Origin of the sequence: Sphingomonas sp. DC5200-1, from assembly GCF_049897245.1 — a bacterium.
Lineage (GTDB): Bacteria > Pseudomonadota > Alphaproteobacteria > Sphingomonadales > Sphingomonadaceae > Sphingomonas > Sphingomonas aquatilis.
Window position 1 is genome coordinate 143,563 of record NZ_JAFCVW010000003.1, and the last position, 13,384, is coordinate 156,946.

The 13,384-nt window shown below is 69.5% G+C and carries 9 protein-coding genes; 5 read left to right on the plus strand and 4 right to left on the minus strand.

Going from position 1 to position 13,384, the window contains the following annotated elements; all coding sequences use genetic code 11:
* The first annotated feature begins 9 nt into the window (after nt 1-9).
* On the plus strand, nt 10-1,917 hold the full coding sequence (locus ACP7A3_RS06935; RefSeq protein WP_426256540.1) for a M61 family metallopeptidase: 1,908 nt from the start codon (nt 10-12) through the stop codon (nt 1,915-1,917).
* A 135-nt stretch (nt 1,918-2,052) separates the two neighbouring features.
* Here ACP7A3_RS06935 and ACP7A3_RS06940 read toward each other — a convergent pair whose 3' ends face one another.
* Together ACP7A3_RS06940 and ACP7A3_RS06945 are read right to left on the minus strand one after the other, a co-directional pair.
* Complete coding sequence (locus ACP7A3_RS06940; RefSeq protein WP_426256541.1) at nt 2,053-3,759, minus strand: cation acetate symporter; 1,707 nt, start codon at nt 3,757-3,759, stop codon at nt 2,053-2,055.
* Nucleotides 3,756-4,067, minus strand: a complete 312-nt coding sequence (locus ACP7A3_RS06945) for a DUF485 domain-containing protein (protein ID WP_426256542.1) — start codon at nt 4,065-4,067, stop codon at nt 3,756-3,758. Before ACP7A3_RS06945 ends, ACP7A3_RS06940 begins: the two co-directional genes overlap by 4 nt.
* A 657-nt stretch (nt 4,068-4,724) precedes the next feature.
* Here ACP7A3_RS06945 and ACP7A3_RS06950 point away from each other — a divergent pair.
* The 3 genes from ACP7A3_RS06950 to ACP7A3_RS06960 all read left to right on the plus strand — a co-directional run bounded on the left by ACP7A3_RS06950 (nt 4,725) and on the right by ACP7A3_RS06960 (nt 9,109).
* The gene (locus ACP7A3_RS06950; RefSeq protein WP_426256543.1) at nt 4,725-5,471 is read left to right on the plus strand and encodes an AcvB/VirJ family lysyl-phosphatidylglycerol hydrolase; all 747 of its coding nucleotides are present in this window, start codon (nt 4,725-4,727) and stop codon (nt 5,469-5,471) included.
* Nucleotides 5,468-8,074 (plus strand): bifunctional lysylphosphatidylglycerol flippase/synthetase MprF, encoded by a 2,607-nt coding sequence (mprF, locus tag ACP7A3_RS06955; RefSeq protein WP_426256544.1) that lies wholly within the window; start codon nt 5,468-5,470, stop codon nt 8,072-8,074. The genes ACP7A3_RS06950 and mprF overlap by 4 nt, the downstream gene beginning before the upstream one ends.
* Nucleotides 8,075-8,236: 162 nt before the next feature.
* Nucleotides 8,237-9,109, plus strand: a complete 873-nt coding sequence (locus tag ACP7A3_RS06960; RefSeq protein ID WP_426256545.1) for an HpcH/HpaI aldolase/citrate lyase family protein — start codon at nt 8,237-8,239, stop codon at nt 9,107-9,109.
* 109 nt (nt 9,110-9,218) lie between these two features.
* Here the strand turns inward: ACP7A3_RS06960 and ACP7A3_RS06965 are convergent, their stop codons facing one another.
* Both ACP7A3_RS06965 and ACP7A3_RS06970 read right to left on the minus strand, forming a co-directional pair.
* A complete protein-coding gene (locus tag ACP7A3_RS06965) occupies nt 9,219-11,312 on the minus strand; it encodes an ATP-binding protein (protein WP_426256546.1) in 2,094 nt (697 codons plus the stop codon).
* A gap of 84 nt (nt 11,313-11,396) precedes the next feature.
* On the minus strand, nt 11,397-12,839 hold the full coding sequence (locus ACP7A3_RS06970; RefSeq protein WP_426256547.1) for an efflux transporter outer membrane subunit: 1,443 nt from the start codon (nt 12,837-12,839) through the stop codon (nt 11,397-11,399).
* A 189-nt stretch (nt 12,840-13,028) separates the two neighbouring features.
* On the opposite strand from ACP7A3_RS06970, the gene ACP7A3_RS06975 reads away from it, so the two are divergent.
* Nucleotides 13,029-13,337: a GIY-YIG nuclease family protein gene (locus tag ACP7A3_RS06975; protein WP_331360928.1), complete on the plus strand. Its 309-nt coding sequence runs from the start codon at nt 13,029-13,031 to the stop codon at nt 13,335-13,337.
* Nucleotides 13,338-13,384: the final 47 nt, after the last annotated feature.

Below are 13,384 nucleotides of genomic sequence, written 5' to 3' on the forward strand. Positions count from 1 at the left end.
GGGTTGGGTATGCGGGCGATGGTGGCGGCAGCGGTGTTGGGGGCAGGCGCGCTGGCGATGGCAGGGCCGGCCATGGCCGCGGCCGGGGCGCAGACCGCCGACCAGCTCGCGGCGCAGGCGCTGGCGATGCAGCAGGCGGGTGATCCGGGCGAGGCTGCGCCAGTGGCGTATGACGTGTCCTTTCCCAATGCGGTGCATCACGAAGCGCAGGTGACCGCGACGTTCCGCGGCGTGCCGGCGGGGCCGCTGCGCGTGCAGATGGCGCGCTCGTCGCCGGGGCGATATGCGATCCATGAATTCGCGAAGAACGTCTATGCGGTGTCGGCGAAGGACGGGCGCGGGCGGCCGCTCGCGCTGACGCGGACCGATCCGTATGGCTGGTCGGTGGCGGGCCATGACGGCACCGTGGTGGTCACCTATACGCTGTTTGGCGACTGGGGCGACGGAACCTACGCGCAGATCGATGCTGACCACGCGCATCTTAACATCCCGGCGACCTTCCTGTGGGCGACCGGCTATGACGCCAAGCCGATCCGGGTGCGCTTCCACACCTTCGACCCCAAATGGCGCGTCGCCACGCAGCTGCCCGCCGGCAAGGCGGAGGGGACGTATTGGGCGCCGAACTTCCAGTATTTCATGGACAGCCCGACCGAGCTCAGCCCCTTTTCGCTGCGCCAGTGGCCGATGACCGACGCGATCGGCAAGACGTATCTGATCCGGCTGGCGGTGCATCACATGGGGACGGAGGCGGAGGTCGATACCTACGCCGCCAAGACGAAGCGGGTGATCGCGCAGCATTATGCGCTGTTCGGCCGCGCGCCGCGCTACGATTACGGCACCTATACCTTCATCGCCGATTATATGCCGCAGATCGCGGGCGATGGGATGGAGCATCGCAACTCGACGATCATCACCCAGCCGCGGGGGCTGGCCGAGGCGAATTACGCGCAGCTCAATACGCTAAGCCACGAGTTCGTCCACAGCTGGAACGTCGAGCGGCTGCGCCCGGCCGAGCTGGAGCCGTTCGACTTCACGCGCGCCAATCCGACGCCGAGCCTGTGGTTCGCGGAGGGCTTCACGCAATATTATGGGCCGCTGCTGATCCGTCGCGCGGGCGAGAGCAGCGTGGACGATTTCCTCAAAGGGCTGGGCGGCACGCTGAACGGCGTCGTCAACGGCAGCGGGCGGCGGTACGGCGGGCCGGAGGAAATGAGCCTGCGTGCACCCTTCGTCGATGCGGCGAAATCGATCGACCGGACCAACCCCAACATCTTCATTTCCTATTACCCGTACGGCGCCGTCGTGGCACTGGCGCTCGACCTTCAGCTGCGGCAGCGGTTTCCGGGCGTGACGCTCGACAGCTATATGCGGCATCTGTGGGAGACGCGGGGCGATGCCGAAAAGCCCTATACGCCCGCCGATCTGGAGCGTGGCCTCGCCGAGGTGACGCGCGATCCGGCGTTCGCGAAGGGCTTCTTCGACGACTATGTCCATGCGAGCGGGCTGCCCGATTTCGCGCCGCTGCTCGCACAGGCGGGGCTGGCGATGCAGCCGCGCACGCCCGGCGCGGCCTGGGCGGGGTTTGCGCTGAAGGCGGATGAGGGTGGAAGCGGGGTGGTGATCGCCGCTCCGCCCGCGCCGTCTTCGCCGGCCTATGTGGCGGGTTTGGAAGAGGGCGATGTATTGCTGAGCGTCGGCGGTATGCCGGCCAATTCGGCCGAGGATGTGACGGCGCTGCTCGCCTCGCACAAGCCGGGGGATGCGGTGGCGGTCCGCTATCGCCAGCGTGGGGTCGAGCGGACGGCGACGCTGCGTCTGGCCGTCGATCCGGCGTTCACGGTCGTGCGCGGCGAGACGGTGGGGGCGGCGGTGACGCCGGCGCAGCTGGCGTTCCGCAAGGCGTGGCTGGGGAATTGAGGGTTCACGCGAAGCCGCGAAGACGCAAAGAGGTCTCGTGCGCGGCAGCGCACTGTCTCATCCTTCGACACGAGTGGAGAGCCGCTATCGCGGCAAACACATCATCGTTGCGTCTTCGCGTCTTAGCGTGAACCCTCAGTGCGCCGACGCCCCGCTCGCGCCGATGCCGGTTTCGGCACGGACGCGCTGGGCGGCATAGCCCGCGCGGTCGATCGCGGCGCGGGGCGAGGTGTCGAGGATCGAGACCAGCCAGATCGTCAGGAAAGCGATCGGCATCGAGATGATCGCGGGCGAGGAATAGGGGAAGATCGCACTCTCGTGGCCGAGGATCGTGACCCATACCGCCGGCGACAGGATGGTGAGCCCCACCGCGAGGACGAGGCCCAGCGTGCCGCCCGCGACGACGCCGCGCGTGGTGGCGCCCGGCCAGAGCAGTGACAGGATCAGCACCGGGAAATTGCCCGACGCCGCGACCGCGAAGGCGAGGGAGACCATGAAGGCGACGTTCTGCTTCTGGAACACGATGCCGAGCAGGATTGCGACCGCGGCGAGGACCAGCACGGTGCGGCGCGAGACGGCGAGTTCGGCGGCGCTGTCCGCCTGTCCCTTGCGGAAGACGGTCGCGTAGAGATCGTGGCTGACCGCCGAGGCGCCCGACAGGGTAAGGCCGGCGACGACCGCAAGGATGGTGGCGAAGGCGACGGCGGAGATGAACCCCAGGAACAGATTGCCGCCGACCGCCTGCGCCAGATGGATCGCGGCCATGTTGGTGCCGCCGATCAGCACGCCGTCGGCGTCGAGATAGCCGGGGTTGGTCGCGACCAGCACGATCGCGCCGAAGCCGATGATGAAGGTGAGCAGGTAGAAATAGCCGATCCAGCCCGTCGCCCACAGCACCGACGTGCGCGCCGCCTTGGCATCGGGCACGGTGAAGAAGCGCATCAGGATGTGCGGCAGGCCGGCGGTGCCGAACATCAGGGCCATGCCGAACGAGATCGCCGACACGGGATCCTTGATGAAATTGCCGGGTCCCATGATCGATCCGCCCTTGGCGGCGGCCTCCGCGGGCGACAGGCCGGTGGCGGCGGCAAGGCCCGTCTTCACCTCGACCGCGCGGGCGAAGAGCGCCTCGGGCGAGAAGCCGAATTGCGCGAGGACCATCAGCGCCATGAAGGTGGCCGACCCCAGCAGCAGCACCGCCTTGATGATCTGGACCCAGGTGGTTGCGGTCATGCCGCCGAACAGGACGTACAATGTCATCAGCACGCCGACGATACCGACCGCATATTCGTAGCGCAGGCCAAAGAGGAGTTTGATGAGCTGGCCCGCGCCGACCATCTGCGCGATCAGGTAGAAGAGCACGACGACGAGCGTGCTGGTCGCCGCGAAGCTGCGAACCGGGGCTTGCGCGAAACGGAAGCTGGCGACGTCGGCGAAGGTGTATTTGCCGAGGTTGCGCAGGCGTTCGGCCATCAGGAACAGGATGATCGGCCAGCCGACGAGGAAGCCGATCGAATAGATGAGGCCGTCATAGCCGTCGGTGAAGATCTGCGCCGAAATGCCGAGGAAACTGGCGGCGGACATATAGTCGCCGGCGATGGCGAGGCCGTTCTGGAAGCCGGTGATTCCGCCGCCCGCGGTGTAGAAATCGGCCGCGGTACGCGTGCGCCGCGCCGCCCACCGGGTGATGCCGAGCGTGAAGAGCGCGAAGGCCGCGAACATCGCAATCGCGGTCCAGTTGGTTGGCTGCTGCCGGGTCTGGCCCGCGATGGCGTCGGCATAGGCCGGGCCGGCGGCGAGCAGGAGCGCGCCGACGGCGAGCGCTGCGATCCGGCGGGTCACGCGCCATACTCCGCGCGCAGGGCGGCGAGCGCGGCGTCGTAATCGCGATTGGCGCGCGCGACGTAGAGGCCGGTGAGCAGGATCGCGAGCAGGATCAGCGCAAAGCCGATCAGGATGCCGAGCGAGGTGACACCGCCTGCCCTGATCGGCTGGGCGAGGAAGGGTTTGTCGAAGGCAATGAGCGCGACGAAGCCGAAATAGGCGACGAACATGATGGTGGCGAGCATCCAGCCGAAGCGCCCGCGCGCCTGGACGAGCTGTCGGTAGCGGGGATCGCTCGCGATGCGCTGCGCCTGATCGTCGGTCATCCTGTCCCCCGTTCCCGCCCGGCGCGTCGCGGCCGGCTCGGTTGCGCTATCATGACGCGGTGACGGCGCGGCGCAAGGGTGGTTGTGGGGTGATTGGTGTGTGGTGGGTCGGACGGGGGTGCTGCCTTTCTTTCGTCATCCCGGCGCACGCCGGGATCCACGGATGGGGTGTCGCTAACGGCTTTCGCGCCACCCTCAATACCGTGACCATGGATCCCGGCGTGCGCCGGGATGACGAATTGGGGGCTTGCCGGGAGTGCATCGGTTTTGATGCTTACTGCCTTCCTCCAATCGTCATTCCCGCGGAGGCGGGAATCCAGACTGGCTGGCCTTTCGGGTCTATCGCTGCGGTTCGGGGGTTATGGATTCCCGCCTTCGCGGGAATGACGGGGGTTGTGGGGCCAGGGGTGCTTTTGACACTACCGCCCGCTGCCCGCTGCCCGCTGCCCGCTGCCCGCTGCCCGCTGCCCGCTGCCCGCTGCCCGCTGCCCGCTGCCCGCTGCCCGCTGCCTGTTGCCCGCCGCTTGCTGCCTGCCGCCTTCCGCCCGCCTACCGACGAAACCCGCGCGTCGGGCCGCCCACCCGCACCCTCCAAAATGACGAAAACTTCATCTGGCTGCCATGGGGGGGACAGGCCGGTGCGGGCATGTCGATAGGATGGGTTGGTTTGCGTCGCGATCGATACGGCATCATCTTGCCTGGGTGGGCGGGATCGCGCTCGGCGTGGTGGCGGTGATGGCGGGCGTGGCGGCGCTGGCGGGGTTCTTTGATCGCGATCCCGTCGTGCTGCTGCCCGCGGAAGGCACGGCGCGGCCCGTCGCTGCGCTGTATCTGTCGGGCGATATGGGGCTGCGCTTCGGCCCCAATCCCACCACGACGCGTACGCTGGCGGCGAACGGCGTGACCGTCGTCGCGCTGAAATCGCCGACGCTGTTCCGCTTTCACCGCACGCGCGGCGAGGTGGACCGGATCGTGGCCGATGCGGTACGGACCGCGCTCGCGCGCAGCGGGGCGTCGCAGATCGTGGTGATCGGGCAATCCTATGGCGCGGACATATTGGAAACCGGGCTGGCGGCGCTGCCGCCGACGCTGCGCCCCCGCATCGCGGGCGCGGTACTGGTCGTGCCGGGCGAGAGCGTGTTCTTCCGTGCCGACCCCTCGGGCCTCGGCTATCGCGGCATGCCCGACCATATCGGCGCGGCGTCGCTCGACCGGCTGGACTGGCTGCCGGTGACCTGCATCTACGGCCGCGACGAGCAGGACAGCGCCTGTCCCGACGTCCACCTGCCGCATGCGACGATCATCGCGATGCCCGGCGGGCATTTCCTCGACAATGATCGCAAGGGCCTGTTCGCGCATGTGCTGACCGCGATCCGGCAGGACGTGCCCGGGGCGTTTCGGTGAGAACACCCGCGCACGCGCCGGGCGGCGCGTCTGGCGGCGCGTCCCGGCTCGACCGGTGGCTGGATGCGGGCGGCGCCTTCATCGCGCGGCATCGGCGCGAGCTGTTGATCGCCGCGGTGCTGCTGGTCGCCGCGATCGGGTTCGAGGCGCTGCACCTAGTGCTGCGCGAGGTGCATCTGCGCGACGTGCGCGCGTCGCTGGCGGCGGTGCCCGATACGCGGATCGCCGCGAGCCTGGCGCTGACGGTGACGAGCTACCTGATGCTGACCGGGCTCGACTGGGTCGCGCTGCGCGCGGTGGGCAAGCCGCTGCCGTGGCGGATCGCGGCGGCGGGGTCGTTCACCAGTTACACGCTGAGCCACAATCTGGGGCTGTCGCTGCTGACCGGCGGGTCGGCGCGGTTGCGGCTGTACAGTGCCGCCGGCCTGACCTTCGGCGAGGTGGCGCAGGTGGCGGCGATCTGCGCGATCGCCTTCTGGGCGGGGGTCGCGGGGGCGGCGGGGTTCGGGCTGGTCGTGGGACAGGGCGTGACGCTGGGGCCGGTGACGCTCGATCCCGCCTGGGCGCGCGCGCTGGGCGGCGGCCTGCTGGCGCTGCTCGCGATCCTGCCGGTGCTGCGCGCGCGCGGTGTCGCGATGCTGGGGCCGGAGCGACTGGGCGTGGCGCTGCCGAGCCTCAGGCAGATGGGCGCGCTGGCGCTGCTGTCGCTCGCAGACCTGAGCGCGGCATCGGCGGCGCTGTTCGTGCTGGTGCCGGGGGCGGCGGCGCAGGCCTATCCCGCCTTCGTCGTCGCGTATGCGGTGGCGGTGGTGGTGGCGCTGGTGCTGCATGTGCCGGGGGGACTCGGCGTGTTCGAGACGGTAGTTCTGGCGACGGTGCCGGGCGACCGGCCGGCGCTGTTCGCCGCGCTGCTGCTGTATCGGCTGATCTATTATCTGTTGCCGCTGATGGTCGCGGCGATCGGCATTGCGGCGGCGGAGGGGTGGCGGCTGCGCCATCCGATCCGGCGCGGCCTGTCGTATGTCGATCGCGCCGGGCAGTTGCTGGCGCCGACCGCCGTCACCGCCTTGGTGTTCGTCGCGGGCTTCATCCTGCTGGTGTCGGGGGCGCTGCCGGGGGTGAAGGACCGATTGTCCGACCTCGACGACATGCTGCCGCTGCCGTTCATCGAGGGCTCGCACATGGCGGGCAGCCTGATCGGTACGGCGATGCTGCTGGTCGCGCCGGCGCTCAATGCGCGGCTGCGGTCGGGCTTTGCGGCGGCGCGGTTGCTGCTGATCGGCGGCGCGCTGTTTTCGCTGATGAAGGGCCTCGATTACGAGGAAGCGGCGTTGCAGCTGATCGTCGCGGGCGTGCTGCAATATTGCCGGCAAAGCTTCTATCGCGAAGGCGGCATCCTGACCGACCGACCGCACTGGCCATGGCTGGTCGCCGCCGCCGCGGCGCTGGCGCTGAGTGTCTGGGCGGGGTTCTTCGCGTACAAGCGCACGCCGTATAGCGACGATCTGTGGTGGCATTTCGCGCTCAACGGCAATGCGCCGCGGTTCCTGCGCGCGAGCTTTGCGGCAGGCGTGTTGCTGACCGCGGCATCGGTGTACCAGTTGCTGACCGGCAGCCGGACGAAGAGCCTGCCCGAAAGCGTCATCCCCGAAGATGCGATCGCGGCGGCGCGCGCGGACAGTCCGCGCACCGATGCGGCGCTGGCCTATACGGGGGACAAGAGCTTCATCGTATCGGCGGCGGGCGACGCGTTCCTGATGTACCGCGTGCGCGGGCGCAGCTGGGTGGTGATGGGCGATCCCGTCGGGCCGGTCGCGGCGTGGAGCGAGCTTGTCTGGAGCATCCGGCGGGCGTGCGATGCGCGCGCGGGGCGGCTGTGCTTCTACCAGGCGAGCGAGCGGATGCTGCCGTTGTTCGTTGAGCTGGGGCTGCATGCGATCAAATATGGCGAGGAGGCGCATGTGGCGCTGGATCGCTTCACGATCGCAGGGCCGCGCGCGAAATCGTTGCGTCATGCGGTGCGGCGCACCGAGGCGGCGGGGGCGGTCTTCTCGGTCGAACCGGCGCGTGCGGTGCCGGCGTTGATCGAGAACATGCGCGCCGTGTCCGACGCCTGGCTCGCGGCGAAGGCGGGGCGCGAGAAACGGTTCAGCCTGGGGGCGTTCGACCCGGCGTACCTCGCGCGGTTTCCGGTGGCGCTGGTGCGGGTGGAGGGGCGGATCGTCGCCTTCGCGAATATCTGGGTGTCGGGTGACGGCGAGGAGGCATCGTGCGACCTGATGCGCCACCATCCCGATGCGCCATACGGCACGATGGAGATGATGATGGTGCGCCTGATCGAATGGGCGCGCGGGCAGGGGTATGAACGGTTCAACCTGGGCATGGCGCCGCTGTCCGGCATGCCGAGCGGGCGGCTGGCGCCGGTATGGGCGCAGCTGGGCCATGCCCTGTTCGCCAATGGCGAGCGCTTGTACGGCTTTGCGGGGTTGCGTGCGTTCAAGGCGAAATACGGGCCGGATTGGGTGTCGCGCTATATCGCGACGCCGCCGGGCGCGGCGATGCCGCGGGTGCTGATCGATCTCGCACGACTGGTAAGCGCGTAAGGGAAGGTGTGCTTGCCATTACCCCCCGTTCGCCCTGAGCCTGTCGAAGGGTGGGCGCCTCATGGCGGGCTGCCCCTCGTGGAACCCCGTGCTTCGACAGGCTCAGCACGAACGGCTTTGGCAACGGTTCTACAGACGGCGTGCGTGCGGTAGGGTCTCCGCATGACCGATGATCCCACAGGCCGCGCGCTGCGGCGGCGTAGCGTATTGTTCATGCCGGCTTCCAATCCGCGCGCGATGGCGAAGGCGCGCGATCTGGCGTGCGATGCGGTGATCCTCGATCTGGAGGATGCGGTGGCGCCGGAGGCGAAGGATTCCGCGCGCGCGGCGGCGCTGGCCGCGGCGGCGGAAGGGTTCGGCGGACGTGCCTGCGCGGTGCGGCTGAACGCGCTCGATACGCCATGGGGCGCGGACGATGCGGCGGCGCTGGCGGCGGCGCCGGGCGTGGCCGCGGTGGTGGTGCCCAAGGTCGGGTCGGCGGCGGACCTTGCGGCGGTGCGCGCGGCGCTGGGCGCGGACGGCCCGCCGATCTGGGCGATGATCGAGACGTGCGGGGCGGTGCTGCGCTTGCCTGAGATCGTCGGCGCGGCGGCGGCGACGCGGACCGAGCTGCTGATCGCAGGCACCAACGATCTGGCCAAGGAGATGCGCTGCCGCGTCGATGGCGGGCGCACGGCGCTGGTGCCGGCGCTGGTGCAGCTGGTGATCGCAGGCCGCGCGGCGGGGTTGGTGGTGCTGGATGGCGTCTACAATGCCTTCCGTGACACGGCAGGTTTTGCAGCAGAGTGCGAACAGGGCGCGATGCTGGGGTTCGACGGCAAGACGCTGATCCATCCGGTCCAGGTCGACACCGCCAATGCGGCGTTCGCGCCGTCGGCGGAGGCGGTGGCCTGGGCGGAGCGCGTGGTCGCGGCGTTCGCCGCACCCGAGGCGGCGGGGAAGGGGGCGATCCCGCTGGACGGCGCGATGGTGGAGCGGCTGCACCTCGCCGAGGCGGAGCGGGTGTTGGCGTTGGTAGACGCGGCAGCGGGGTGATCCCCCGCCGTTCGCCCTGAGCCTGTCGAAGGGCTGCTATCCACCAGCGTGACGTTTGCGGCCACCCGCCCTTCGACAGGCTCAGGGCGAACGGTTGGAGGTGTATGGCCTACCCCGCCAGGATCGTCCGTATCCGATCCGCGATGATGTCCATTGCGAAGGGCTTGGTCATCAGCGCCATATTGGGGCCGAGCGGGCCGTTGCCGATGACGGCATTTTCCGCATAGCCGGTGATGAACAGCACTTTGAGATGCGGCAGAATCTCGATCGCGGCGTCGGCGACCTGGCGGCCGTTCATCTGGCCGGGCAGGCCGACGTCGGTGATGAACAGGTCGACATGCGCACCGGTGCCGAGCAGGCGCAGCGCGGAGGGTCCATCGCCCGCCTCCAGCACGACATGGCCCATCTCTTCGAGGATCTCGACCACCAGCATGCGGATCGTCGGTTCGTCGTCGACGACCATGACGCTGTGCCGCCCCTCGACCGGCGCGGCGGCGGTATCGAGCGCGACCGCGCCGTCGTCGTCGCTCGCATCGCCATAATGGCGGGGCAGATAGATGCACATCGTCGTGCCCTGCCCGACCTCCGAATAGATGCGCACCTGCCCGCCCGACTGGCGCGCGAAGCCGTAGATCATCGACAGGCCAAGGCCCGTGCCCTCGCCCATCGGCTTGGTGGTGTAGAAGGGGTCGAAGGCGCGCGCCTGCACCTCGGGCGTCATGCCGGTGCCGGTGTCGGTGACGCACACGGACAGATATTGCCCGGGTTCGAGGTCGCGTTCGCGCGCGGCGCGCTGGTCGAGCCAGCGGTTGGCGGTTTCGATCGTGATGCGGCCGCCCTCCGGCATCGCGTCGCGCGCGTTGATGCAGAGGTTCAGGATCGCGTTTTCGAGCTGGTTGGGATCGACCATCGCGGGCCATATGCCCGCCGCGCCGACCACCTCCAGCGTGACGCCGGGGCCGACGGTGCGCTGGATGAGATCGCTGAGATCGGCGATCAGCCGGTTGACGTCGGTCGGCTTGGGATCGAGCGTCTGGCGGCGCGAAAAGGCGAGCAGCCGGTGGGTCAGCGCCGCGGCACGCCGCGTCGCCCCCAACGCTGCGGTGGCGTAGCGATCGAGGTCGCCGATACGCCCCTGCGCGACGCGCACCTGCATCATCTCGATCGCGCCCGAGATGCCGGTGAGCATGTTGTTGAAATCGTGCGCCAGGCCGCCGGTGAGCTGGCCGACCGCCTCCATCTTCTGCGCCTGCCGCAGATGCGCCTCGGCGACCATCAGCGCGTGCGTGCGCTCCTCGACCTGCTGTTCGAGGGAGGCGGTGAGCGCGCCCAATTCCTGTTCGACGCGGCGGCGTTCGGTCGCGTCGCGGGTGCGTTCGGCGACATCGCGGATGAAGGCGATCTCGTCGGGCAGCCAGGGCCGGGGCACGGCGTTGTTGAGGTAGAGCAGCGCGACGAAATCGCCCCGTTCGGTGATCGGCATGTTGACGAAGGACACAGCGGCCAGGCTCTTCAGCCCCTCGGCGGTGTCACGGGTGCGCGGGTCGTCGTAGACGTCGCCGATCGCGACCGTCTCGCCGCGTTTGAGATCCTCGATATACGACCCATAATCGCGAAAGTGCAGCAGACCGGGCAACGGCTGGATGCCGGGCGCGCACCAGGGGCGCGTCGCGACGATCGTTTCGGCCTCCGCGTCGATCGTGCCGTAGCCGCAGCGGCTGACGTCGAACAGGCGACCGAGGATCTCGACCGCGGCAAAGGCGAGGTCGTCGGGATCGCCCGCCGTGCGCAGCCGGTCGTTGAGTTCGACCAGCGCCTGCAGGCGGAGTTCGGCGCTCTTGCGCGCGTCGATGTCGAAGCTGATGCCGGGAAAGCGGATCGCGCGGCCCACATCGTCGAGCTGCGCCTGTCCGCGTGCGGCGACCCAGCGGGCGCGGCCATCGGGCTGGGTGAGGCGATAGTCGCTTTCGAAGGGCGCACCGCTCGCCAGCGCCGCGGCGATCTCGGCCTGGACGCGGGGCAGATCGTCCGGGTGGATGCCGCCGAAGAAGCGTTCGATCGCCGTGCCGCGGGCCGCGTCGTCGGGATCGACGCCGTACAGGCGGGCGAAGGCAGGGTCGGCGGTGATCCGGTCGGCCACCACGTCCCAGTCCCAGCTGCCGACGCTGGTCGCTCCGGCGATCTGCGGGTCGTTGTGGGGCATAAGCGGCCTGTAACTCATCGAAACGGAAGGATTGTTGGTTAGGAACGCTGCCCCAACGCGTGATGGCGGCAGGCGATCCGACCGTCAGCGCTGCGTCGCCTCGATCGCCTCGCGCGACCAGCCGCCCCCCATCGCCTGGTACAGCTGCGCATAGGCGGTCAGGCGATCGGCGCGCGCCTGCACCAGCGCCAGTTCGGCGGTGAGCAGGCCGCGCTGCGCATCCAGCTGTTCGATGTACGACGTATAGCCGGCACGATAGCGGTTGGTGGCGTTGCGCAGCGCGGCGGCGAGCGCATCCACCTGCAAGCCGAGTGCGGTCGCCTGTTCGCCCGAGCGCTGGACGCCGGCGAGGGCGTTGTCGACCTCTTGGAACGCGACGAGCGCGGTGCGGCGATAGGCGAAGGCGGCCTGGTCGCGGCGCGCGGTCGCGGCATCGCTCTGCGCGCGCAGGCGGCCGCCGTCGAAGATCGGCGACAGGATGCTCGCGCCGATCGAGAAGACGCCGATCGGATCGGCAAGCTTGGTCGACAGGACGACGCCCGCGCTGCCGGTGAGCGCGATATTGGGCAGCATCGCCGCGCGGGCGCTGTCGAGGCTGCGGTCGGCGGCGACCAGTGTCTGTTCGGCCTGGAACAGGTCCGGGCGGCGGCGCAGCAGGTCGGCGGGTAGGCCGTCGGGGATCGGCGGCGGCGTCAGCCGGTCGAGCGGAGCGCCGCGCGGAATCGCGCCGGGGTTCTCGCCGAGTAGCAGCGACAGCGCATTTTCCTGCCGGCTGATTGCGAGCTGCGCGGCGGGGACGAGTTGCTGCGTGGCGCGATATTCCGCCTCCGCCTGATGCAGTTCGAGGTTGGAGGTATAGCCGGTTTCGGCGCGGCGGCGCGCGATGCGCAACGCTTCGGTGCGTGCGGCGAGCGTCTGTTGCGCCACCGCGAGCCGCTGGTCGAGCGCGCGCAGGGCGATGTAATTGCTGGCAACGCCGCTGGCGATGGCGAGGCGGACGGTGTCGCGCGCACCTTCGCTGGCGAGCAATTGCGCCTGGGCGGCGCGGTTGGCTTGGCGAAGGCGGCCGAACAGGTCGAGATCGTAGCTGGCGGTGATCAGCGGCTGTGCGCCGAGCGCGTCGCTGGGCGTGCCGAACGGGCTGACCGTCTGGCCGGTGGTCGACGGCAGGCTGCCGCCGAGCGTCGGCGTGCGCTGCGCGGCGGCGAGGCGCGCGGCGGCGCGCGCTTCGTCGATGCGCGACGCGGCGAGCGCGAGGTCGACGTTATTGGAAAGTGCGCGCGCGACGAGATCGGTGAGGACGGGGTCGCCGAACGCGTTCCACCAGTCGGCCTGAATGGGTTGCCCCTGGCCGAGCGTGGTGCGCCATGCCGGGGGCGGGGCAACGGTGGCCGCGACTGGGGCGGGCGGGCGCGGACCGATGCACGCGGCGAGTGTGGTGGTGGCGGCGAGGGTGGTGAGGGTGCGCGCGAAAACGCGAAGACGCGAAGGCGGGGGTGCGAGACACGGGTCCTTTGCCCCACCCACCCCGTCACCCCGGACTCGTTCCGGGGTCCACTCTGCGGCGAGGGGGGTGGTTCGAGCCTCTTGCCGTCCCCGCGCGGCTCGGTGGACCCCGGAACATGTCCGGGATGACGGGGTGGGTGGGGCGGCGGGAGTGGGCGTTTCGGATATATTTTCTTGCCGCGTGTGTTGGGCTGCGCCAAGCTCACCCCCATGCGGGAACGGCAGCCGTGCGTCTACATCCTCGCGAGCGGCTACAACGGCACGCTGTACGTCGGCGTCACGTCCAACCTCATCGGCCGGCTGATCCAGCACCGAGACGAGACGTTCGAAGGCTTCACCGCGCGCTACGGTGTCCTGCACCTCGTCTGGTTCGAAACCACCGACACGATGGCCGACGCCATCGCCAGCGAGAAGCGGATCAAGGCGTGGCGGCGGGACTGGAAGAAAAACCTGATTGAGAAGGCCAATCCCGGCTGGTTGGACCTGGCCGTCAATCTGGGGTTGCCGCCGCTCGGCTGACCGCAGGCCATCCCCCTGCGGCGCAGTGGACCCCGGAACCAGTCCGG